Consider the following 22,949-nt stretch of genomic DNA (forward strand, 5'->3'; position numbering starts at 1 on the left):
TTTATCTCCGGAGAAAACGGGGCGCAGCCGCCCCGGGGTGGATCAGAAGTGCATATTGGCGGTGAGCACGAAGGTTCGCGGTTCACCCGGGTGATAACGGTAGCCGCTCTTGTTAATCGAGGCGACATAGTCGGTATCAAACAGGTTGTAGACGTTCAGCTGCAGGTCGAGATTACGGTTAATGCGATAGCCGACTTTGGCATCAGCCACCCAGTAGCCTTCGGTATAGGAAGGCGTGCCGACCGCACCGTCGCTGCCGCGATGCATGCTGCCGACGTATCGCGCGCCGGCGCCGACGGCGATCGCATCGGTGGCCTGATACTGGCTCCAGAGGGTAAACGCGTGCTCTGGCGTATACGGCAGCGCGCTGGTGCCATCCTGGGCGGTATTCGCGCCTTCACGAACGCTGGCGTGCTGTTGGGTATAGCCGCCAATCACCTGCCAGTCGGGCGTGATATTACCGGCCAGAGAGATCTCATAGCCTTCAACGCGCTTCTTACCGTACTGCGAATAGCTGCCGTCGTCGTTCTGCTCGACTTCGTTTTCAATATCGGTGCGGAAGAGGGCGGCGGTCAGCAGCAGGCGCTTATCCATCAGCTCCCACTTGGTGCCGACTTCGCTGGTTTTGGCCTTCTGCGGTTTAAAGTCGGTTCGGTTGGCGCTGCTGCCGGTGCCGCTTTGCGCGAGGGTGAAGTTGCTCCCTCCCGGCGGCTGCTGGGAGACGGCGTAGTTGACGTAGAGGTTGCCGTTATCGGTCAGGTGGTACAGCGCGCCAGCCTTCCAGTTAACCAGGTTACCGCTGGTTGAGGTATCGACGGTGGTGACGGGGGTATTTTTCGCGACTCCGGTCGGGCAGGCGATGGCGCCGCGTCCGGTACCGCCGCACAGGCTGGCGCTATCGTATTTGGTCTGGTAGTTATCCAGACGGATCCCGCCGTTAAGTTCGACGTCCTGGGTTATCTGCAGCGTATCGAAAGCATAGACGCCGAAGGTATCCGTCTGTCCGTTAGCGTTGGCGCCGCTGCGGTTCAGGCCGCCGATGGAGATATCGCTGTTCGGATGATAAATATTCACCGCCGGAGGCGTGAGCGGATATACCCCGTAGTTGGTCTGGGTTTCGCGGGTAAATTCCACACCGGTGCTGACGTCATGACCGATGGCCCCGGTATAGAACGTCGACGTCAGGTTAGTCTGGTTGGTCAGGATCTTGTTGCTGGTATCTTTGGTGTTCGCCAGGCGCGACCAGGTCCAGGTGCCGACATCGTTGGGGTTTGGCTGAGTGATGTTTGACGCGCCGCCCATCACCGCAGTCATCAGGTAATCCTGCTTCACGCGAGACCAGCGGGTGGTGTTGCGAATCGTCGTCGTGTCGCTCAGGTCGTGCTCGAAGCGCATCGTCACGGTATCGGTTGTGGAATCATCGTAGTCGGAGTCGGTGCCGTAGAAGTTGCTGGTGGCGACCTTGCCGGAGTGATTCAGCGCCGAGGTGCCGGCGTTGGGAGAGGAATAGCCCGGCAGACCGATGGTGGGAATGCCGCCGTCGGGCGTGTTGTGCTGGGTTACGTGCAGATAGTTAAGATACAGGCGGTTTTCGGTGCCGAGGCCAAATGCGGCCGATGGCGCGACGCCGTAACGCTCGTTTTTCACCTTGTCCCGGCCCGCATCATGGGTTTTCTCGCCCATCAGATTCAGACGCACCGCGCTGGTTTCGCCAATGGCCTCGTTAATATCCAGGGTGCCGCGTCGGAACCAGGCGCTGCCCGCGCTGGCGGAGGCGTCGATGCCGGAATCGAGGCGCGGCTGTTTGCTGATCATATTGATTGAACCGGTCGGCGCGCTGCGCCCGTAGTCGGAGCCTGAAGGTCCCTTGATGACTTCGATCTGCTCGGTATTAAAAGTATCGCGGCTGACGCTGCCGATATCGCGGATGCCGTCGACGTAAATGCTGTTGGAAGTGTCCGCCCCGCGCATGTAAATCGCGTCGCCGGTCGTCGAGTTGCCGTTTTCGCCGGCAAAGAAAGCGCCGACGCCGGGAACGTTTTTCAGCGCGTCGGTGAGGTTAGTGACGCCCTGGTCCTTCATCACCTGCTCAGAGACCACGCTAACCGTCCGCGTCGTGTCGGCGATCGGGCGTGAAAATTTAGGATCGGCGGAGCGGGTCGGCGCGTACAGCGATGGCGTCTGCGCTTCGACCACCAGCGTTTCGCCGCTATTTTTTTCAGTGCTATCCGCGGCAAGCAGCTGGCCGGTCGGAGAAAGACTCAGGCATAAGCCGGTGAAGAGAGTGAGCGAGTGAAAACTGCTGAACGGCAAATTGTTATTTTTTTCCATATCAATAAGTGACTTATAATTTTAATTAGGCCATAACGACCGCAGACGAAGCGTTGCTTCGCCCCGACCACTGCAGGTGATTTTTTACAAAAGCAATGAGTTTGATAATGATTGTGATAATCATTATCAAACAACAGGCGAATTTCTATCACTCATTTATAAAAAAATAAATACATTTATTTACATTGACTGCATTTTTTCTACATAAAGGCGCGCCGGGCAGGCGAGGTTGTCGCGGGAAATGGCATTCAGCTACCCGGCCAGGAAAACGGCGCTAGTACAGGCCGGGTGGGAGGGTTAGCGGGCGTCCGGACGAACGAGGTCAAAGCGCAGGCTTTCATCAATGCCATAATAGGCGCTGGGGCCTCCGGCGCGCAGAATCGGCTGGGCTTTGGCGGTCTGGTAAATTCCGTCTTCCAGCAGCGATTCATCGATATGCACCGCCACCACTTCGCCCAGCACCAGCCAGGTGTCAACCGCTCGCCCTTCTGCGGTCGTTAACTGGATGCATTGTGAAAGGCGACACTCGAAGTTTACCGGGCTTTCGGCGACCCGCGGCGCGCTGACGATGCGGCTGGGAGCGGCAGTCAGCCCGGCGCGGATGAATTCATCTTCATTATGGGGAAGGGTGGCGGAGGTTTCGTTCATCGCGACCGCCAGAGGCCGGGTGGCCAGATTCCAGACGAACTCTTTAGTCTCGGCGATATTCTGTACGCTATCTTTCCAGCCGCTGCTGGCAAAACCAATAATCGGCGGCCGATAGTTAAAGCAGTTGAAAAAACTGTACGGCGCGAGGTTACGCTGGCCGCTGTTATCAAGGGAGGCTATCCAGCCGATGGGGCGCGGCCCGATAATGGCGTTAAGCGGGTCGTGCGGCAGCCCGTGTCCGTGCGAAGGTTGGTAGAAATACATACGACACCCGTGACAAAAAAAGAGATAACCAGACTCACTTATTTACCGCGCCGCCGTCAACGGGTATCTTACGCGGCTGTTCAAAGGAGATTGCCATGAAAGCCCAGAAACCGGGGTTACACCCGCGTAACCGTCACCAACAACGCTACGACCTGCCCGCGCTGTGCCAGGCCCACCCTGAGCTCCAGGGCTTTATCACCCTTAACCCGGTGGGTGAGCAGACCATCGACTTTGCCAATCCGCTGGCGGTGAAGGCGCTGAATAAAGCGCTGCTGGCGCACTTCTACGCGGTGAAACACTGGGATATTCCCGACGGCTTTCTCTGCCCGCCGGTGCCGGGCAGGGCTGACTACATCCATCATCTCGCCGATCTGCTGGCGCTGGATAGCGGGACGATCCCGGCCACCGCCAGCATTCTCGATATTGGCGTTGGCGCAAACTGCATCTATCCGCTCATTGGCGTGCACGAGTACGGCTGGCGTTTTACCGGCAGCGAAGTGAACGCCGACGCGTTCGCCAGCGCCCAGGCTATCGTCAACGGCAATCCCGGCCTGACTCGCCAGATCCGCCTGCGTCGTCAAAAAGACGCCAAAGCGATTCTGACCGGCATTATTCATAAAAATGAGACCTACGACGCGACCCTGTGCAACCCGCCGTTCCATGATTCCGCCGCCAGCGCGCAGGCGGGCGGTGAGCGTAAACGTCGCAACCTGGGACTGGGCGAGGAGAGCGTGCTGAACTTTGGCGGCCAGCAGCAGGAGCTGTGGTGCGAAGGGGGCGAGGTTGCGTTTATTACGCAGATGATTGCGGAGAGCCAGCAGTTTGGCCGTCAGGTGAAGTGGTTTACCTCGCTGGTTTCTCGCGGCGACAATTTGCCGCCGCTCTACCGTGCGCTGACCGACGTCGGCGCGGTGAAAGTAGTGAAAAAAGAGATGGCCCAGGGAAATAAGCAGAGCCGCTTTATCGCCTGGACCTTTATGGACGAAGCCAAACGTCGCCGCGCTTTATAACGTGGGCTCGGCGGGTGCCGGCGGTCCCGCCGGTGCCGGCATCGGCAGAACCTGGTAAGTTTGTACCGGCGCCCGCACGCCCGCGAGGTCAAAATGCCTTTTCACCTGAGTGTCGAGGGCGAACCTTACCGTCCACTGCTTCAACGGCAGGGTGGTAAAGGTGACGCGCAGGGTGAAGGAGGTATTGCTTAAGCCCACCAATCCAGCGAAAGAGGGCTCGCCAATGATCAGCCCGCGAATCTCTTCCTGCGCCATCACTTCCGCGACCGCGTCTTTCAGCGCCTGGTTGGCCTTATCCAGATCCTCCTGTCGATCAACGTCATAGTTGGCCACCACCGAGCCGATCCCGCGCACGAAGTTGGCGAAGGTGGTTATCGAAGACCACGGAATAATGTGATAAGCGCCAGTATCCTGGCGTACGCCGACGGAGCGAATCGACATGCGTTCTACCGTCCCGGTTAACGGCCCGATGGTCACCAGATCGCCGGTATTCATGCCGTTCTCAAACTGGATGAAAATCCCGGTAATAATATCTTTAACCAGGGTTTGCGCGCCGAACGAAATCGCAAGGCCCAGCGCGCCGGCGCCGGCCAGCAGCGGGGCAATGTTCACGCCCACTTCCGAAAGCAGGATCATGATAGTAATGGTGCTAATGACCACTGCCAGCGCGTTGCGAAACAGCGTCAGCAGCGTTCGGGCGCGGGCGCTGGGCAGCGGGCGGCCGTGAATATCCGATGCCAGCCGGTTCTCAATCAGGCTGGCGAGCAGCGTCCAGCCAATTGCCGAGAAGAAGAGGATCAGCGCGATACGAATCAGCACATCGACCGCTTTTTGCCCGCTGCCGTTATGCATCCACTGCCAAAAATCGAACAGCCCCCACGCGCTGAGCAGCAGCATGATCGCCACGCAGACCGTCAGGATACGCGCGGCTTTCAGCGACGCGGAGATCCAGCCGTTCAGCCGTTTTTGCAGTTCGGGGTAGTTGCGCTGGGTTTCCGGCGACAGGGTGATGGTTTTCGCAATCCAGCGCGACAGAATACCGGAGATCAGCGCGGCAGCGCCGATGATGGCCAGGCTGCGCAGCGTCGCGCCCATCATAAATTTCAGGCTGTTGCCGGGGTCGAACAGGGAGAAGAAAAACAGCACGATAAAATAGGCGCAGGCCAGCCAGTGCCAGATCAGCGCAAAGGCGCGGATAAACAGGCTAAAGAAGGCCAGCGAGCGGTCGGCGAGATGGATAAGCCCTTGGGTAATCAATTTCTTATTGTGAAATATCAGGTACAGCGCCCACAGCGTAATGCACAGCATAATCACCACGTTGGCCAGCGCTCCGAACTGTACGTTGACCTGGTTGGAGATAATCGGCACCGCGACGATGAGCCCGTAGCCAATCAGGCTGCTCAGCGCGCTGAGACGCAGGTTCCAGTATTTCGCCGCTTCATCGCTGAGGTTGAACGGGCGTAGCTCCGGGATGCGGGGGCAAAAAATAAGCCGCAGAATGGCCTTGAAAAATTCAATCAGCGCGAAGGCGTTGAGAAACAGGCTTTGTTGAAAGGCGATGGTGGGATTGTTACCGTTCAGGCGGTCGCTTAAAAGCTGGCCCACGAAGAGCGTGAGCGCCAGCAGAAGCAGGTCAAAAATAAACGCGCCGGCGATGGTTGCAGGTAGCTGAAGCCAGTTGCTGCGGTCGCGGTTTTTATGCCGTCCCCAGTGGCCCATTTTGCGATACAGCGGCAGGGCCGCCAGGCGTACCAGCCACCAGAACGCAAAGACCATGCCCGCCAGCAGCAGGAAATGCCAGGCGGCGTTGGTGAAAGTCTGAGAATTAAACGCTTTGTGCGGAGAACCGGTGATGTTGCGCCACAGCTGGGAGAAGCGCGAAGAGAGCTGCTCTCCGTATTCGCGGCTGATGTGGGTGACGTTCTCCAGCACCGTGGTCTCGTCTTTTATTTCCGGCGGCGTCAGCTTCGGCGTACTGTCCGGCGGCGGCGTGGCGGCGGCTTTCCGCAGCTGCTCGATAAGCTCCTGACGGGCGTCGGCGTTTTCAAGCACGTCGGCCAGCGCGCCGTAGGCCGCTTTCTTCTGCGCCACATCGGGTTCACTGCTGCTGGACGGGGCCGCTGTGGTTGCCGGAACGCCGGGCAGCGTCGCGGCCCATAGCGGAGCGGTGAAGAGTAGGGCAAGCAGTAACAAAATCCGCGGCACAGGCACCTCCATTGCATCTCAAACCAATAAGTATAGAAGATGAGATCCGCAGAGCGAGGTTGGGATGATTCTGGAAAGCGGCTCTCCCGCGAAGGGAGAGCCGGGGGGCATCAGGCTACGTGCTGCAAAAACTCGCGCAGGCGCGGGCTGGGCGGGTTATTCACCAGCATCTGCGGATCGCCATCTTCCGCAATGCGCCCTTTATCGATAAAGATCAGGCGCGACGCCACTTTTTCGGCGAAGCCGATTTCGTGGGTAACGATAACCATGGTCATGCCTTCTTCGGCCAGATCCTGCATCACTTTCAGCACTTCATGACGCAGTTCAGGGTCAAGCGCGGAAGTTGGCTCATCAAACAGCATCATTTTGGGTTTAACCGCCAGCGCCCGGGCAATGGCCACGCGCTGCTGCTGTCCGCCTGAAAGCTCAGAAGGGTAGTGGTGCGCACGTTCCGCGAGGCCCACTTTCTCCAGCAGGTCTTTCGCCAGTTTTTCCGCCGCCGCTTTATTGGCGCCGCGAACGCGCAGCGGGCCGAACATCACGTTTTCCAGCGCCGTCAGGTGCGGGAACAGATAAAACTGCTGGAATACCATCCCGGCTTCCTGGCGAATCAGCCGCTCGTCAACCTTCGGGTCGTTGACCTTCAGACCGTCGACGATCAAATCGCCGCTGGTAATCTCTTCAAGTTTGTTAATACAGCGCAGCAGGGTCGATTTACCGGAACCGGACGGCCCGATAATCACCACGACTTCGCCCTGGTTGATCTTCAGATCGATATCATGCAGCACCTTGGTTGGGCCAAAATGCTTGGAAACGTTTTTAAATTCAATCACAGGATTTTCATCCTTCTTTCAAGACGACGCAGAACAAAGCTCAGCACCAGGGTGATGATCAGGTAGATAACCGCAACGGCGCTCCAGATCTCCAGCGCGCGGAAGTTACCGGCAATAATTTCCTGGCCCTGACGGGTCAGTTCGGCCACGCCGATGACGATAAACAGCGAGGTATCTTTGATGCTGATAATCCACTGGTTGCCCAGCGGCGGCAGCATACGGCGCAGCGCCAGCGGCAGGATCACGTAGCGGATAGTTTCCCGACGAGAAAGGCCCAGCGCGAGGCCGGCTTCCCGGAAGCCTTTATGGATCGACAGCACCGCGCCGCGGGTGATTTCCGCAATATAGGCGCCGGAGTTGATCATAATGGTTACCACCGCCGCCGAGAACGGGTCGATGCGTAAATCGCTAAACGCCATCGGCAGGGCGAAGTAGATGAACATGACCTGCACCACAATTGGGGTGCCGCGGATGATTTCGATAAAGACCAGCGCGATGTGGTTGGCAATCCAGCCGCCGAAACAGCGGGCGAAACCGGCCACCAGACCGATTATCAGACCGCCGACCAGGCCGAGGACCGAAATCCACAGCGTCATTTTGGCGCCTTCCAGTAAAATTGGGATGGCGGGCCAGATGGCACTCCAGTCAAACTGCATAATGTGTTCCTGTTACCGTGTCGAAAACAGAGGAAAACCCCCTGAGAAAACTATTCAGGCCTGCTGACGGGTAGCCCGGAGAGCTCCAGGTCTACCAGACCACAGCAGGCCTGGAAGAGAGTATCGCTAATTATTATTTGGGTTCAGTACCGAACCATTTTTTATAAATTTCGTTGTAAGTGCCGTTCTCACGCAGCGTTTTCAGCGCGCCGTTCACTTTTTCACGCAGCTCGTCGCTGCCTTTCGGGAAGGCGATACCGTAGTTTTGCGCTTCCAGCGAGTCGCCTACCGCTTTGAACTTGCCGTTACCCGCAGTTTTGATGAAGTAAAGGATGTTTGGCGTATCGTGCAGAACCGCATCAGCGCGACCGGTACCCAGTTCCATATAGGCGTTATCGATGTTCGGGAACTGGCGCAGATCTTTGGTTTTGATATTGGCTTTCGCGTAATCAACGGAGCCGGTGCCGCCCTTCACGGCAACCACTTTACCGTTCAGATCTTTGACATCTTTAATATCGTTATTATTCGCGTTAACCATGACCAGCAGGCCGCTTTTGTAGTAGCCGTCAGAGAAGTCGATCGCTTTTTTACGTTCGTCGGTGATGGTGATCCCCGCCAGCGCGAGATCGATGTTTTTGGTCTGCAGCGCCGGAATGATACCGCTGAAGTCCATTGGCTTCAGGGTGTAGTCAAGCTTTAGCTCTTTCGCAATGGCAGCCCACAGGTCAACGTCGAAACCGACATACTTATCGCCCTGTTTAAATTCGAACGGTACAAACGCCGTGTCGGTCGCGACAACCAGTGTTTTATCAGCGGCGTGAGAAGAAACCGCAAAAGCCAGGGTCAGTGCAGCCAGTGAAACTTTAAATACAGACTTCATAGCATTTCCTTTTATATCCACGGGACGATCCCCTGCGAGAACGAGTTGCCTTATGAAAAAATCATGCCACTTTTACAACCTGTTGTTTTATAACAAGCAGGAAGGCGCCTGTTGCACAATTTTGATAACGGATAACGTTAAATGCACCGATATGGGGCGCCGTTTTGGTGCATCATAAAGGTATCGCATAACAAGAGCATTTTTAACGCAAACCCTGATGTTAAAACAATCTCGGCGTAACGATTGTGTGAGGTGATTATTACAATTGATTTACTTTTGCGCGTATTTTGTACATTCTCATGCACTGAAGTGGTGCGCGGCGGGGAAGTGGAAAGAAAAAAAGCCGCCAGCGTGGCTGACGGCAGTTGGCCTTACTCGATATTGGCTTCGATGAACCACAGGAATTTATCCAGGTCGCGTGAAGCGGCGGTAAAGATATCAGCGGTATCTTCATCTTTGGCTTCATCGATGGCTTTACGCACATCGTTGGCGACGATCGCATAGCGGTCGGCCAGCTCTTTCAGATGGTCCTGGACGCTATGGATATCCAGCGGGTAGCTTTTCAGCGGGCTTTTGCTGTTAATGACCTGAGTCGTACCCAGCGCTACGCCACCAAGCTGTACGGCACGTTCTGCCATCGTATCAAGGTGGTCGACGAGCGCAGTGCGGAAGCCGTCCAGCATCTCATGAACGGCAATAAAGTTTGCACCGCGCATATTCCAGTGAGCCTGTTTGGTAATCAAAGACAGGTCAATGAACTGGATCACCTGGCGATTCAGCAGCTCAACGGTCGCTTTCTTCGCGCTATCAGCGACGTCGTTACGGGTATAGAGCAGATTCGTTGCTTTAGTTTTAACCAGTTTTGCGGTACTCATAGTGTCATATCCTCTTGATATTTGTACTCGTCATACTTCAAATTCGAATTATTCGGAGCGTCTCATCCCAATAACTTGCGGAATTAAGTATAGCAACGGATTTGAGCTTTGCAGCGGCGGTAGTCTCTATCGGTCTGATAGCGCAGGGCTGTTAGTCAGGAAAAATAGTTTATAAATTAAGGAGATGATTGAGTTTCTCGTCAATCAGCTCCTTTTCGCTAGCTGATGTCGACCTTCTGTATCTTCGTTTCCCGACGCATCGTCAGCGTGGAGCCCATCGAGGCAAGAATAATCGCCCCCAGCGCCAGCGTTTGGGTCGCGGTTAGCGTTTCCCCAAGAAACACCATTCCGGAAAGCGCGGCGAGAGCCGGCTCCATGCTCATCAGGGTGCCAAAGGTCTTGCTGGGCATGCGGGTCAAGGCAACCATTTCCAGAGAGTAGGGCAGCGCGGTCGATAAAATGGCGATCCCCAGTCCCGGCAGCAGCAGCCCCCACTGAAAGAGCGTATCGCTGGCCTGGATCATCCCCATCGGGACGAAGACCACCGCAGCGATCAGCGACCCCATAGCGACCGTTGCGGGGCCATGCTCTTCGCCGGCGCGCTGGCCGGTCAGAATGTAGACCGCCCAGCAGGCGCCAGCGCCGAGGGCCAGCAGCGCGCCAATGGGATCGATCTGCGCCACGCTTTGCCCCAGCGGCAGTAGAAACCAGAGCCCGAGCACCGCCAGCGCCACCCAGACGAAATCGAGAGGGCGACGGGAGCCAAAGAGCGCCACCGCCAGGGGGCCGGTAAATTCCAGCGCGACGGCGACGCCTAGCGGAATGCGCTGAATCGATAAATAGAACAGGTAGTTCATCGCACCGAGCGACAGGCCGTAGAAAAGCAGCGGCAGGCGCTGCTCCGGGGCAAAGCGCAGGCGCCAGGGTTTGAAGATAACCACCAGGATGAAGGTGCCGAGCGCGAGGCGCAGGGCGGTAACGCCTGGCGCACCCACCAGCGGGAAGAGTGACTTGGCCAGCGAGGCGCCACTCTGGATCGAAATCATGGCAATTAAAATAACCAGTATCGGCAACCATGCCGGTACTTTGCGGGAAGAGCCGGGCATCCTTTCTCCTGTCAATTTTGTCAAATGCGGTAAAGGTTCCAGTGTAAATGAATTACCCCGCGCCGGTTGAGCTAATGTTGAAAAAAAGGGGTGTAAAAGCAGTACAATAGCGCGGGGTTGAAGATAATTTCACCAGAAGATTAGGAATAATCTGGATACACGTCTGGCGCTTTATGAGCCTTAATAGGAGTATATTTGTAAAAAAGGTTTGTTTTCCAGTTTGTTATAGAAACGTAGAAACCTTTAGTTACATGAAAAAGTACGTTAGACAATGTAAAGTGAAAAGAGTTTCCCAAAAGTTTTTGTTATATTTAAGGCTTAGGACTTATTAGAAACACATTTGAGGTGGTTATGAATAAAATTGCACGTTTTTCAGCACTGGCCGTTGTTCTGGCTGCATCCGTAGGTACCACTGCTTTCGCCGCGACTTCTACCGTTACCGGTGGCTACGCGCAGAGCGACATGCAGGGTGAAGCGAACAAAGCAGGCGGTTTCAACCTGAAGTACCGCTACGAGCAAGACAACAACCCGCTGGGTGTTATCGGTTCTTTCACCTACACCGAAAAAGATCGTTCTGAGTCTGGCGTTTACAAAAAAGGCCAGTACTACGGCATCACCGCAGGTCCGGCTTACCGTCTGAATGACTGGGCGAGCATCTACGGCGTAGTGGGTGTTGGTTACGGTAAATTCCAGGACAACAGCTACCCGAACAAATCTGACATGAGCGACTACGGTTTCTCTTACGGTGCTGGTCTGCAGTTCAACCCGATCGAAAACGTTGCTCTGGACTTCTCCTACGAGCAGTCTCGCATTCGTAACGTTGACGTTGGCACCTGGATTGCTGGCGTAGGTTACCGCTTCTAATCACTCCGGTGATATAAAAAATCCGCCTCAAGGGGCGGATTTTTTTTGCCTGCGGTTTACGCAACCGTGTTAATTGACGGTAAACGCGTCGGTACCCAGATGGGTATAGTCCACTTTCTTCAGCTGGAAGTTAGTGATGTAGATGGGGCCGGCCTTCTGTTCCGAGATAAAACGATAGCGCGGGGCAATCTCCTGAGCGCTGATGCCGGTCCACTGCGAAAAGAAGCTGAGGAAGTCGTTGGCGGACCGCCGCGCTTTAATGACCTTATGCGCTTTATCATCGCTGGAGATCACCATAAAGGGGACCTGGAAATTCTGCTGGTACTTATCGTCGTGCGCCAGATACTGCACCTCTTTCCCGCGCTCTTTAAAAGCCAGACCGTGATCGGAAAAATAGGTCATCGAGAAGGTTTCGCCCGAGTTTTGTAGCTGAGTATAAAGATCGCTCAGCAGCGTATCGGTTTGCGTCATGGTGTAGAGATAGCAGGAGGTCTCTTTCGACTGAACAAAAACCGCGTATTTCCCTTTGGTGCGGTCGCAGGCCTGCGGATGCGAACCCATCAAATGCAGGACAATCAGCTGCGGCTGGGTGCGGCGGGTGGCAAGCACCTGCGCGGTCAGCTTTAATAGCTGCTCATCCTGAGTGTTTTTATTGGCCTCGAAATCGCCGTTCTTGAGGAACTGAACTTCGTCCGCGCGTTTGGCGATGCTGGCAATTGCCGTATCGTATTCGCCAATTTGCCCCTGATTCGAGAACCACCAGGTCTGAAAACCGGCGCGGTTGGCGAGGGTGACAAAGTTATCCTGAAACTGCGGTTTATCATCGACCACCCGGTTGAGGGTTAAACCGAGCGATTTCTGCGTTGAACCGCTGGCGGCAACGTAGTCATTGAACAGATAGCCTTTTACCGAGCTGGCGAACGGGGTGTTGTCCCAGTGGCCGCCAAAGGCGCCGAGCGCATCGCGACGCGCGCTCTCGCCGATCACCACCACATACAGATGATATTTGGGCTTTACCGCCAGCACGTGCCAGCTGTCTTTCATATTCGCCAGCTGCGCCATTCGCGCCTGCTCATCCAGCACTTCATTATTATTCACCACCACGTCTTTAACGAAGCGTACGGCGGGGTAGCCGGTGTCGATAACCTTAAAGACGCCGCCCCAGGCGAGGTTTTGCACCGGCTGGAGAAAGAAAATAGCGGTGCAGAACAGCAGCCCCAGCGTCTCCATTTTCCCCCATCGCGCCGATGCATCCGGCTTGCGCCGTACGGCAATCACGCCGAGCGCAAAGATAAACACGGCCAGCAGATAGTTGTACCACGGGAAAATGGTCAGGATCTCGGTGGACTCTTCGATGTTTGTGGCATGCAGCGCCAGCAGCGTGTTGAAATTGGGCGCGCCGTAGGCCTGGCCGAAAGGATAGTACATGGCCGCCAGCAGCGAATAGGCGCCGATCGTCACTTTTTGCGCGCGCGGAAAGCTGCGCCACAGCAGATGCAGCACGCAGGTAAAAGCAACGGTATAGAGCAGGCTAAAGTCGTAGCCCAGCGCCAGGTTAATAAACAGCGATTGTAAAAAGTAGAATCCTGTCCATGGGTTCAGTACCAGTCCGCGGGCGACCAGCGTTTCTTTCAGCGTGACATTCATAGTAAACAATCAAAAAGAGCCATGTGCGTCCCCTGGCATCAAGGGGTAAAACCTGCTGGACAGTGCGTGAAGAGGGTCTCTGCGAGCCGCAGTAGTGGCAGGGCTGACAAAAGATAGGGCTTGCAAATGTTAAGGTCAACCATCCATAACGGATTGTTTTGGGAGGAAGCTTACAAAACTTGAAAAAAGTTGCCGTAGCGCTGAGTAATCAGCCAGTTTGACGGGGAATTATGACAGAAAAATGAAGCGGCGTACCGCGACGCCGCATTAGTTGTTGGGTTTATCCTGCTGGGGCTTGCCGTTGATCAGATCGCACAGCATACCGACAAGCATTAACCGTACTTTAAAAGGAGAATGGGTAAACACGTTTAAACACCTCTTGAATTCATTCATCTCGACCTCCTGTAACTTCGTCCTTCACTCCTTGAAGGATGTGTGTATTACATACAGATATAGCACAGGCTATATTTTATAGCTATGGCTAAAACGTTAATTTTTTGTTCTCTGTGCGCGATCCATTACAATAGGGATCCTTTTATATGATGCTTGATGCGTCACAGGAATGAGGAAGCACAATGAACCGTCGCGCAGGTAAGCCAATAACAAAAAAAGTGACGCAGCTAGTGAATGTCGAAGAACACGTTGAGGGGTTTCGTCAGGTGCGCGAGGCGCATCGTCGGGAGCTGATTGATGACTACGTGGAGCTGATCTCCGATCTGATTATGGAAGTGGGGGAAGCCCGTCAGGTGGACATGGCCGCGCGTCTTGGGGTGTCGCAGCCAACGGTTGCGAAAATGTTAAAACGACTGGCCAGCGTCGGGCTGATCGAACAGATCCCATGGCGGGGGATCTTTTTAACCCCGGAAGGTGAGAAGCTGGCGCATGAAAGCCGCGAACGCCACCAGATCGTCGAAAACTTTTTACTGGTGATCGGCGTTAGCCCGGAAATTGCGCGTCGCGACGCCGAAGGCATGGAGCACCACGTCAGCGAAGAGACGCTGGCGATGTTTAAACAGTTTACCCTCAAGCAGGGGTCACCGGGAGAATGAACCTCGTCTTTGTTCAGTCGCTAATCCGCGACCGTTTTTTGCATCTGCTGCTGATCGTCGGCGTTGTTTTAAGCTTTTTTGTTCCGTTTGCCCCTGCAGGCTGGCTACACGCCATTGACTGGCATACGATTATCACCCTTAGCGGGCTGATGCTACTGACCAAAGGTATTGAACTGAGCGGCTATTTTGACGTAATAGGTCGCAAAATGGCGCGCCGCTTTGTGACCGAGCGCCAGCTGGCCATCTTTATGGTGCTGGCGGCCGCGCTGCTATCCACCTTCTTAACCAACGACGTGGCGCTGTTCATCGTCGTGCCGCTCACGCTGACTCTGAAAAAATGGTGCGCCATCCCGACAAGCCGTCTCATCATTTTTGAAGCGCTGGCGGTGAACGCCGGGTCGTTGTTAACGCCCATCGGTAACCCGCAAAACATTCTTCTCTGGGGGCGCTCGGGCCTCTCCTTTCCGGCCTTTATCGGCCAGATGCTGCCGCTGGCGGCAGCGATGATGCTCACCCTGCTGGCGCTGTGCTGGTTCTGTTTCCCCGCGAAGCGTCTCGACTATCAGAGTAGCGACAGGGCGCCCTCCTGGCGGCCAAAGCTGGTCTGGAGCTGCCTGGCGTTTTATGGGGTCTTTTTAGCCGCCTTAGAGCTGAAGCAGGAGCTGTGGGGACTGGCACTGATCGCGCTGGGTTTTTTGCTGCTGGCGCGGGCGGTCATTATCCACGTCGACTGGACGCTGCTGCTGGTCTTCATGGCGATGTTTATTGACGTTCACCTGTTGACCCAGCTACCGGCTCTCCAGCATGCGCTTAACGGCGTCGGCCAGCTCTCGGCAGGCGGATTGTGGCTGACGTCGATTGGCCTGTCGCAGTTTATCAGCAACGTCCCGGCGACCATTTTGCTGCTCAATTACGTTCCACCATCGGTGCTGCTGGCCTGGGCGGTAAACGTCGGCGGGTTCGGCCTGCTGCCGGGCTCTCTGGCAAACCTGATTGCGCTGCGCATGGCTGGCGATCGCCGTATCTGGTGGCGTTTCCATATCTACTCTCTGCCCATGCTGCTGTGGGCCGCGCTGGTAGGGTACGGATTGCTGCAGCTCTGATTTTCAGAGAATTGGGCAAGAAACGGACAGAAACGCCACATTCGCGCTCTCCTTTTCCGGGGTATAACTTTATTCACGATGGTGAATCACCCTGATTGAAGGAGAGTCCTATGCGTTATCAAAAACTGGGCCATACCGGCCTTTTTGTCTCTGAGCTGTGCCTCGGCACCATGACCTTCGGCGGCGAAGGCGGCCTGTGGGGGAAAGTGGGGCAGCTGCGCCAGGCGGAGGCAGAGCAGCTGGTGGGCAGCGCGCTGGATGCGGGCATCAACTTCATCGACACCGCTGACGTCTATTCAGAAGGGCGCTCGGAAGAGATTACCGGCCAGGCGCTGAAGAATCTGAAAGTGCCGCGTGAAAACGTCGTCGTGGCGACCAAAGTGTTTGGCGAAACCGGCACCGCAGGCGTGAACTCGCGCGGCAGTTCGCGCTATCACATCATCGGCAGCGTGAAGGAGAGCCTGCGTCGCCTGCAGCTCGATCATATCGATCTCTATCAACTCCATGGCTTCGATCCGGCGACCCCGATCGAAGAGACGCTGTATGCGCTGGATAACCTGGTGCAGCACGGGCACGTCCGCTATATCGGCGTGTCGAACTGGGCGGCATGGCAGATAGTCAAAGCGCTGGGCATTTCCGAACGTCTGGGGCTGGCGCGTTTTGCCTCGTTGCAGGCTTACTACACCCTAGCCGGACGGGATCTGGAGCGCGAGCTGGTGCCGATGATGCAGAGCGAAGGACTGGGCCTGATGGTCTGGAGCCCGCTGGCGGGAGGGCTGCTCAGCGGTAAGTACGATCGCGATGGGCACTCGGCGAGCGGCGGCCGCCGTCAGGAGTTTGATTTCCCGCCGGTGAATAAAGCGCGGGCTTTTGACTGCATTGATGTGATGCGCGAGATTGCCGATGCGAAGGGCGTTTCGGTGGCGCAAATCGCGCTGGCCTGGCTGCTGCATCAGCCGGCGGTAAGCAGCGTGATTATTGGCGCGAAGCGCGCTGAGCAGCTCGCCGATAACCTCGCGGCGACCAGCATTGCCCTGAATGATGATGAACTGGCGCGGCTTGACGCGGTCAGCGCGCTGCCGCGAGAGTATCCGGGCTGGATGCTGGAGCGCCAGGGCGAATACCGCCGCGACCAGCTCGCCCAGCAGTAACTTCCTCTCTTGCACGCCGGATCGTCTGTTTCGCGATCCGGTTTTTTTATCCGTTGCGCTCACAAAACGCGATCCTGGACTTTGCCTGACGGGAGAATTTCGTTTATATGACTAGTCATGAAATTAATATGACTAGTCATAGGTGCGAGCGATGAACAGAACACTACCGGCAGATTTTTTATGGGGTAACTCGGTTTCCAGTATGCAAACCGAAGGGGCGTGGAATGAGGGCGGGAAGGGGATGTCGGTTTACGATATCCGCCAGCCGGCGGAATTTGCGTCCGACTGGAAGGTGGCAACCGACTCGTACCACCGCTACCGGGAAGACTTCGACCTGATGCAGGATTTGGGCATGAACTGCTACCGCTTCCAGATTGCCTGGAGCCGCGTTTGCCCGGAAGGCGACGGTGAGTTCAATGAAGAAGGTATCGCCTTTTATCACCAGTTTATTGATGAACTGCTTGCCCGCGGCATTGAGCCGATGATCTGCCTCTATCACTTCGATATGCCGCTGTCGCTGGCTGAACGCTACAACGGTTTTACCGACCGTCGGGTGATGGAAGCCTTTATTCGTTACGGGCAGAAGATGATCGACTGCTTTGGCGACAAGGTGAAGTGGTGGCTGACCTTTAATGAACAGAATCTCTACCACATGCCGGACGCGTTTCTGATTTCAGGCTATATGCGCGGCGAGAAGACCCTGCGGGAGCTGTATCAGATCCAGCACCACGTGATGATGGCCCACGTACACCTGACGCAGTATCTGCACCAGGCGAAGCCGCAGTGCCTGATGGGCGGCATGCTGGCCCACGCGCTGGTCTATCCGGCGACCTGCAAACCGCGCGATATCCTTTGCGCCCAGCAGCTCGATGAGTTTTTAAACCAGAACCTGCTGCGCGCCTTCGCCGGAGAGGGCTACAGCCCGGAGGTCATGCACGTTGTCGCCCGCGAAGGCTTTGCGGATATCTACCGCGCAGAGGATCTGGCGCTGATGGCGCAGGTTAAAATCGACTATCTGGCCTTTAGCTACTACGCCAGCAAGGCGCTGGATAGCGACCCGATCCCGCCGGGCACGCCGGTGAACCACTACATGCAGTTTGGCGATAAAAAGAATGACTTTCTGCAGGCCACCGAGTGGGGCTGGCAGATTGACCCGCTGGGCTTTCGCACCATCATTACCCGCTACTACAACGACTGGCGTCTGCCGGTATTCCCGATTGAAAACGGCATCGGGGTGATTGAGTCCTGGGACGGAGAAAATCCGGTCGCTGACGATTACCGCATCGCCTATCATCGCGACCATATCAACGCCATGAAAGAGGCGATGTTTGAGGACGGCGCGCGGGTGATTGGCTATCTGGGCTGGGGATTAATCGATATTCTCAGTTCGCAGGGCGATATGCGCAAGCGCTACGGGGTTGTCTACGTGAACCGTGAAAACCACGACCTTAAGGACCTTAAGCGCGTCCCGAAGAAAAGCTATGCCTGGCTGAAGCGGGCCATCCGCAGTCACGGCGAAGAGATGTAGCGGCGCCTCGCGCGGGCAGATGGTATATTCTGCCCGCCAGCCACTATCAGACACGTAAAAGGATCCGGGAATGACGGCCAAATATCTGAGTATCGCGCGGGAAATCAAAAAACGTATTATCAGCCGGCAGTATCCCGCCAGCGCGCCGTTACCCGACCAGTTCGCCTTAGCGGCGGAGTTCAGCACCAGCAGGATGACCATCCAGCAGGCGATGCGCCAGCTGATTGTCGAAGGCCTTATCTACACCCGTAAGGGGCAGGGAACCTTCGTGCGCAAAAACTTCCTCCAGCTTTCGCAGTGGGAGCTGCCCGGCAGCGACTATTTTGGCGCCACCAAAACCTGGGAACATTTAGGGGAAGTCACCAGCCGGGTGATTCGCTTCGAGCTGCGTTTCCCCACGGAAAAAGAGCAAAGCTCGTTGCTGATTGACGCCGATGCCCCGGTCTATGATTTCGTCCGCTTGCGGCTGCTCAACGAGGAACCCGTGTCGCTGGACCTCACCGTGATGCCCGTTGCGCTGGTGCCCGGCCTGAATAAAACGCATCTCGAAAGCTCGGTATTTCGCTACGTGCAGGAGACGCTGGGGCTTAAAATGATGGGCTCGTATCGGGTGGTGCGGGCGGTGAAACCGCAGGCGCTGGACAGAGAACATCTCAACTGCGAAGCGAGCGACCCGGTGCTGGAGGTGGAACAGGTGATCTATCTGGAGGACGGTACGCCGCTGGAGTATGCCCATTGCCACTATCGCTACGACCACGGCGGAATTATTCTGGTCAATAACGGATAAAAAAATGGCGGGCACCGGGCCCGCCACTCTGCGCGATGCGTTTTAGTTCAGACGCACCGGCATACCGGAACGGTTCTGGATCGCCTGATCGACCACGCTCTGGTCTACGTCAGTCTGGCTGGTAATCGCCTGTACTGATTTGGTCAGGTTAATCGGCACGATTTCGCCGCCCTGGAACTGCTCTTCCGTGGTGGACAGCGGGTTGTGAACTTCAATGAAGCGGCTGCCGTCAGGCTCGGTAGTGGCTTTTACCGGCTCATCGATAAACTCTACGCGGGTGCCGACCGGCACGTTTTCAAACAGGAATTTGATATCGTCGTTACGCAGACGCACGCAGCCGTGGCTGACGCGCAGGCCGATGCCGAAGTTAGCGTTGGTACCGTGAATAGCGTACAGGCGGCCGATATACAGCGCGTACAGGCCCATCGGGTTATCAGGGCCGGCAGGAACAACGGCCGGCAGCGGTTCACCGGCTGCGGCATATTCAGCGTGCATTTTGGCGGTAGGCGTCCAGGTCGGACCGGCTTTTTTACGCTCAACTTTCGTCACCCAGTTGATCGGCGTGTCTTTGCCTAACTGGCCGATGCCGATCGGCAGCACGATGACGGTGTTGGTGCCTTTCGGATAGTAGTAGAGGCGCATTTCCGCGCTGTTGATGACGATACCTTCATGCACGGTGTCCGGCAGGATCAGCTGCTGCGGGATATTCAGCACGGTGCCGCCTTTCGGCAGGAAGGTGTCCACGCCCGGGTTGGCTTCCAGCATGTTGGATAAACCCATCTGGTATTCAGCGGCGAAATATTCCAGCGGCTGCTTGTTGCCTTCCGGAATGGTGATCACCTGGTTCTGACCAATCAGACGGCTGCCGTCGGTGGGCAGAGGGTAGGTTACAGCAGAAGCTGTGTTGCAAAAGCCCACGATGGCGAAGGCTGCCGCGAAGAGTGTTGATAATTTCATAATCTTTATGTCGTGGGCGATGTTAATGCCGCACAGGCCTTTGTCAGTTTAAACAGGAAGTCGATGGGAGCGCATTATATGTGCTTTCCGGCAAACAGGTAAATGAGATGTGTACGAAATCACATTTTTTTCCTGTGACCCTGAGTGTAGCCCGTCAACGCGGGCTCTGCAGCCTGAAAACGGGAGGGGATTACCCCTCCAGAAGCCGCGACTGGAGCGCTTCTCGCGCCTGTGGCGTGAGCTGATACTCTTTCTCCAGCCAGGCATCGACGCTGGCGTAGCGTTCGTCGATTTGCGAAAGTGCGGCGGCAAGGTAGGACTCATGCACCGTCATCATTTCCGCCAGGTTCTGCCGGCCGCGGGGGGTCAGCGCATTGCCGAGGGACTGGAGCATGAAATCTTCGACCTGCGTCAGCATGCCCTGGGTGAGCAGATATTCCTCCATGACCGTATGACGATCGCAGCCGAGGGCGAACAGCGTCAACGCGCAGCCAACGCCGGTGCGGTCTTTTCCCACCGCGCAGTGCTGCAGCAGCGCGCCGTCGAAAGGCTCCATCAGCCAACCGGCCAGCTGGCGATAAGCGGCGTTATTGAACGGCAGCTGGCGGTAGAGCGCCAGCATAAACTGCTCGCCGTTAAGGGCGTTCAGGGTGGCGGCGTTGAGCTCGGTGACTTTGGCGTTGACGTCGCGAACGTGCGGATTCGCCGGGGCGTTGAGGTAGTGAGCCGCTTCGTTCAGCTTATCGGGGCTGCGATTCACTTCGCCCGGATCGCGATAATCAATCACTCGGCTAAGCGGGATCGCGTCCAGATGGGTGAGGTCATCTGCCGTCATCATATGCAGCGAGCCGGAGCGGAATAATTTCCCGGTACGCACGCGACGGCCGTCGGCGGTACGCTGGCCGCCCAGGTCACGAAAGTTGATACCGCCCTGCAGCGATAAGAAAGCCGGATGGCGGGAGAGTGTGGTCATAGGTTCCTTCCAGATTAAGGTAAAAAATTACGCATTAAGCAGTGTAACCACGCAATATGACATGACCCTAACACAGGCGTCATTGATGATTTTATAACGCCCCGTGAAAAGTGAAGCATTTGCTGGCATAATGTCTGGTTCATCACACTTCTCATTCTCTATTTTCAGGATAACCCCGTGCTAGTATCCAGCAACGTCACCATGCAGTTCGGCAGTAAGCCGCTGTTCGAAAATATTTCCGTCAAATTTGGCGGCGGCAACCGTTACGGCCTGATTGGCGCCAACGGTAGCGGCAAATCCACCTTTATGAAGATCCTCGGCGGCGATCTTGAGCCGACGCTGGGCAACGTCTCCCTCGATCCGAACGAGCGTATCGGTAAGCTGCGTCAGGATCAGTTTGCGTTTGAAGAGTTCAGCGTGCTGGATACGGTCATTATGGGCCACGGCGAGCTGTGGGAAGTGAAGCAGGAGCGCGATCGCATCTACTCCCTGGCGGAGATGAGCGAAGAAGATGGCTACAAAGTGGCTGACCTGGAAGTGCTGTACGGCGAGATGGACGGTTACTCCGCTGAAGCGCGCGCCGGCGAACTGCTGCTCGGCGTCGGCATCCCGGTTGAACAGCATTACGGCCCGATGAGCGAAGTCGCTCCCGGCTGGAAGCTGCGCGTGCTGCTGGCGCAGGCGCTGTTCTCTAACCCGGACATTCTGCTGCTTGATGAACCGACGAACAACCTGGACATCGACACCATCCGCTGGCTGGAGCAGACCCTCAACGATCGCGACAGCACCATGATCATCATTTCGCACGACCGTCACTTCCTGAATATGGTCTGTACCCACATGGCGGATCTGGATTACGGCGAGCTGCGCGTTTACCCGGGCAACTACGATGAGTACATGACCGCGGCGACCCAGGCGCGCGAACGTCTGCTGGCGGACAACGCCAAGAAAAAAGCGCAGATTGCCGACCTGCAATCTTTCGTCAGCCGCTTTAGCGCCAACGCCTCTAAATCTCGCCAGGCGACCTCGCGCGCCCGTCAGATTGACAAAATTAAGCTGGACGAAGTGAAAGCGTCCAGCCGTCAGAACCCGTTCATTCGCTTTGAGCAGGATAAGAAGCTGTTCCGTAACGCCCTGGAAGTGGAAGCGCTGGCGAAAGGCTTTGATAACGTCCCGCTGTTTAAAAACGTCAATCTGCTGCTGGAAGTGGGGGAGAAGCTTGCCATTCTGGGCGCCAACGGCGTGGGTAAATCCACGATGCTGAAAACCCTGGTCGGCGATCTGACGCCCGATAACGGTACCGTTAAATGGTCTGAGAACGCGCAGATTGGCTACTACGCGCAGGATCATGAATATGAGTTTGAAAACGATCTGACGGTATTCGAGTGGATGAGCCAGTGGAAGCAGGAAAGCGATGATGAGCAGGCGGTGCGCAGCATCCTGGGTCGTCTGCTGTTCAGCCAGGACGATATCAAGAAGCCGGCGAAAGTGCTCTCCGGTGGCGAAAAAGGCCGTATGCTGTTCGGTAAGCTGATGATGCAAAAACCGAATATCCTGGTGATGGACGAACCAACCAACCACCTGGATATGGAATCGATCGAATCGCTGAACATGGCGCTGGAGATGTATCAGGGCACCCTGATCTTTGTTTCCCACGACCGTGAGTTTGTAAGCTCGCTGGCGACCCGAGTGATTGAAATTACGCCGGAGCGCGTTGTGGACTTCACCGGTAACTACGAAGATTATCTGCGCAGCAAAGGTATCGAATAATATTCCTGTTGTCTGTCCCGGATTGCGGCGCTGCAGCGCCTTATCCGGGCTACCGGCCCACAGACGGCGGTGAACCTGTAGCCCGGGCAAGGCGCGTCAAGCGCCGCCCCCGGGAGCAGAGCGCAACGTGACTGAATTTCCCGGAGGCGATGCTGCGCATCTGTCCGGGCTACCGGCCCACAGACGGCGGTGAACCTGTAGCCCGGGCAAGGCGCGTTAAGCGCCGCCCCCGGGAGCAGAGCGCAGCGTGGCTGAATTCCCCGGAGGCGATGCTGCGCATCTGTCCGGGCTTGTATGATTACTCCGTCAGAA

General features: G+C 56.3%; 20 protein-coding genes. 8 read left to right on the forward strand and 12 right to left on the reverse strand.

All coding sequences use genetic code 11. The annotated features are described in order from the left end of the window. Positions 1–42: 42 nt before the first annotated feature. Positions 43–2,331 (reverse strand): catecholate siderophore receptor Fiu, encoded by a 2,289-nt coding sequence (locus ABLU96_RS18790; protein WP_064404717.1) that lies wholly within the window; start codon positions 2,329–2,331, stop codon positions 43–45. Between the two features lie 297 nt (positions 2,332–2,628). Then, complete coding sequence (locus ABLU96_RS18795) at positions 2,629–3,243, reverse strand: flavin reductase family protein (protein WP_014228513.1); 615 nt, start codon at positions 3,241–3,243, stop codon at positions 2,629–2,631. Between the two features lie 95 nt (positions 3,244–3,338). On the opposite strand from ABLU96_RS18795, the gene rlmF reads away from it, so the two are divergent. After that, on the forward strand, positions 3,339–4,253 hold the full coding sequence (gene rlmF, locus ABLU96_RS18800; RefSeq protein WP_032748843.1) for a 23S rRNA (adenine(1618)-N(6))-methyltransferase RlmF: 915 nt from the start codon (positions 3,339–3,341) through the stop codon (positions 4,251–4,253). Here rlmF and ybiO read toward each other — a convergent pair. The 6 genes from ybiO to rhtA all read right to left on the reverse strand — a co-directional run bounded on the left by ybiO (position 4,248) and on the right by rhtA (position 10,808). Next, on the reverse strand, positions 4,248–6,458 hold the full coding sequence (gene ybiO, locus ABLU96_RS18805) for a mechanosensitive channel protein (RefSeq protein ID WP_064404715.1): 2,211 nt from the start codon (positions 6,456–6,458) through the stop codon (positions 4,248–4,250). The genes rlmF and ybiO overlap by 6 nt on opposite strands. A 110-nt stretch (positions 6,459–6,568) precedes the next feature. Beyond that, positions 6,569–7,291, reverse strand: a complete 723-nt coding sequence (gene glnQ, locus ABLU96_RS18810; protein WP_004849106.1) for a glutamine ABC transporter ATP-binding protein GlnQ — start codon at positions 7,289–7,291, stop codon at positions 6,569–6,571. Further along, complete coding sequence (gene glnP / locus ABLU96_RS18815; RefSeq protein WP_004100490.1) at positions 7,288–7,947, reverse strand: glutamine ABC transporter permease GlnP; 660 nt, start codon at positions 7,945–7,947, stop codon at positions 7,288–7,290. The genes glnQ and glnP overlap by 4 nt, the downstream gene beginning before the upstream one ends. 133 nt (positions 7,948–8,080) lie before the next feature. After that, positions 8,081–8,827 (reverse strand): glutamine ABC transporter substrate-binding protein GlnH, encoded by a 747-nt coding sequence (gene glnH, locus ABLU96_RS18820; RefSeq protein WP_004849110.1) that lies wholly within the window; start codon positions 8,825–8,827, stop codon positions 8,081–8,083. Between the two features lie 371 nt (positions 8,828–9,198). Then, positions 9,199–9,702: a DNA starvation/stationary phase protection protein Dps gene (dps, locus tag ABLU96_RS18825; RefSeq protein ID WP_004130751.1), complete on the reverse strand. Its 504-nt coding sequence runs from the start codon at positions 9,700–9,702 to the stop codon at positions 9,199–9,201. Between the two features lie 218 nt (positions 9,703–9,920). Beyond that, positions 9,921–10,808 carry a threonine/homoserine exporter RhtA gene (rhtA, locus tag ABLU96_RS18830; protein WP_004100495.1) on the reverse strand — a complete coding sequence of 296 codons (888 nt, stop codon included), beginning with the start codon at positions 10,806–10,808 and terminating at the stop codon, positions 9,921–9,923. Positions 10,809–11,159: 351 nt separating this feature from the next. Between rhtA and ompX the strand changes: the two genes are divergently transcribed. Continuing rightward, positions 11,160–11,672: an outer membrane protein OmpX gene (gene ompX, locus ABLU96_RS18835; RefSeq protein ID WP_004130755.1), complete on the forward strand. Its 513-nt coding sequence runs from the start codon at positions 11,160–11,162 to the stop codon at positions 11,670–11,672. Positions 11,673–11,741: 69 nt separating this feature from the next. On the opposite strand, the gene ABLU96_RS18840 is transcribed toward ompX, so the two are convergent. Together ABLU96_RS18840 and mntS are read right to left on the reverse strand one after the other, a co-directional pair. Then, positions 11,742–13,319: a phosphoethanolamine transferase gene (locus ABLU96_RS18840; RefSeq protein ID WP_032694517.1), complete on the reverse strand. Its 1,578-nt coding sequence runs from the start codon at positions 13,317–13,319 to the stop codon at positions 11,742–11,744. Between the two features lie 267 nt (positions 13,320–13,586). Then, on the reverse strand, positions 13,587–13,712 hold the full coding sequence (gene mntS / locus ABLU96_RS18845; protein ID WP_004100500.1) for a manganase accumulation protein MntS: 126 nt from the start codon (positions 13,710–13,712) through the stop codon (positions 13,587–13,589). Between the two features lie 182 nt (positions 13,713–13,894). Here mntS and mntR point away from each other — a divergent pair, with 182 nt between their 5' ends. The 5 genes from mntR (at position 13,895) to ABLU96_RS18870 (ending at position 18,937) form a co-directional block, all read left to right on the forward strand. Further along, positions 13,895–14,368, forward strand: a complete 474-nt coding sequence (gene mntR / locus ABLU96_RS18850) for a manganese-binding transcriptional regulator MntR (RefSeq protein ID WP_014228517.1) — start codon at positions 13,895–13,897, stop codon at positions 14,366–14,368. Continuing rightward, a complete protein-coding gene (locus tag ABLU96_RS18855) occupies positions 14,365–15,471 on the forward strand; it encodes an anion transporter (protein WP_046878648.1) in 1,107 nt (368 codons plus the stop codon). The genes mntR and ABLU96_RS18855 overlap by 4 nt, the downstream gene beginning before the upstream one ends. A gap of 110 nt (positions 15,472–15,581) precedes the next feature. Beyond that, positions 15,582–16,622, forward strand: a complete 1,041-nt coding sequence (locus ABLU96_RS18860; RefSeq protein ID WP_025108092.1) for an aldo/keto reductase — start codon at positions 15,582–15,584, stop codon at positions 16,620–16,622. Between the two features lie 151 nt (positions 16,623–16,773). Continuing rightward, entirely contained in the window at positions 16,774–18,150 is a 1,377-nt protein-coding gene (locus ABLU96_RS18865) for a glycoside hydrolase family 1 protein (protein WP_025108091.1), read from the forward strand. Between the two features lie 70 nt (positions 18,151–18,220). Then, a complete protein-coding gene (locus tag ABLU96_RS18870) occupies positions 18,221–18,937 on the forward strand; it encodes a GntR family transcriptional regulator (RefSeq protein WP_049079751.1) in 717 nt (238 codons plus the stop codon). A 42-nt stretch (positions 18,938–18,979) separates the two neighbouring features. Here the strand turns inward: ABLU96_RS18870 and ldtB are convergent, their stop codons facing one another. Together ldtB and ABLU96_RS18880 are read right to left on the reverse strand one after the other, a co-directional pair. Beyond that, on the reverse strand, positions 18,980–19,894 hold the full coding sequence (gene ldtB / locus ABLU96_RS18875) for a L,D-transpeptidase (protein ID WP_004130773.1): 915 nt from the start codon (positions 19,892–19,894) through the stop codon (positions 18,980–18,982). A 190-nt stretch (positions 19,895–20,084) separates the two neighbouring features. Then, entirely contained in the window at positions 20,085–20,867 is a 783-nt protein-coding gene (locus tag ABLU96_RS18880; RefSeq protein WP_032748858.1) for a tyrosine-protein phosphatase, read from the reverse strand. 177 nt (positions 20,868–21,044) lie between these two features. Here ABLU96_RS18880 and ABLU96_RS18885 point away from each other — a divergent pair, with 177 nt between their 5' ends. Further along, positions 21,045–22,637 (forward strand): ABC-F family ATPase, encoded by a 1,593-nt coding sequence (locus ABLU96_RS18885; protein WP_064378509.1) that lies wholly within the window; start codon positions 21,045–21,047, stop codon positions 22,635–22,637. Positions 22,638–22,949 lie beyond the last annotated feature (312 nt).

The organism is Klebsiella sp. CN_Kp106, assembly GCF_040064575.1.
GTDB classification, from domain to species: Bacteria; Pseudomonadota; Gammaproteobacteria; order Enterobacterales; family Enterobacteriaceae; genus Klebsiella; species Klebsiella michiganensis.